The sequence below is a fragment of the Microbacterium karelineae genome (assembly GCF_009745985.1).
Lineage (GTDB): Bacteria > Actinomycetota > Actinomycetes > Actinomycetales > Microbacteriaceae > Microbacterium > Microbacterium karelineae.
In genome coordinates this window covers 1-343 of the sequence record NZ_WFIX01000083.1, presented here as the reverse complement: position 1 = coordinate 343, position 343 = coordinate 1, and the positions used below count along the sequence as shown (strand labels likewise).

Below are 343 nucleotides of genomic sequence, written 5' to 3'. Positions count from 1 at the left end.
GCTTTTGATTCGTTGCCAGTTCGCTCACGCCCGCTTGATCAAGCTTGCGTCCCTGAGGTGACAGATAAATCACCTTTGCGCCTTCACCTGCCGCGGCTCTTGCTGCTGAGATGGCATCCCGCAAAGGTTGCACCATCATTAGCATCCCCGGTCCGCCGCCGTAAGGACGTTCGTCCACGGTACGGTGCCGGTCATGAGCGAAATCTCGTGGACTCCAGCTCTCGATGCTCAGCAGGCCATTTTTTACTGCCCGGCCAGTTACCCCATAATCGGTAATCGCGCGGAACATTTCAGGAAACAGGCTAATTATGCCAATCCACATAGCGCCGTCTTTTACCGTTTA

At 54.8% G+C, this 343-nt stretch carries 1 protein-coding gene; it reads right to left on the bottom strand.

The features are described 5' to 3' along the window. Positions 1-289, bottom strand: a 289-nt coding sequence (locus GB932_RS00985; protein ID WP_497755940.1) for an RNA methyltransferase, incomplete at its 3' end; no start/stop codon positions are given. Between the last annotated feature and the right edge of the window lie 54 nt (positions 290-343).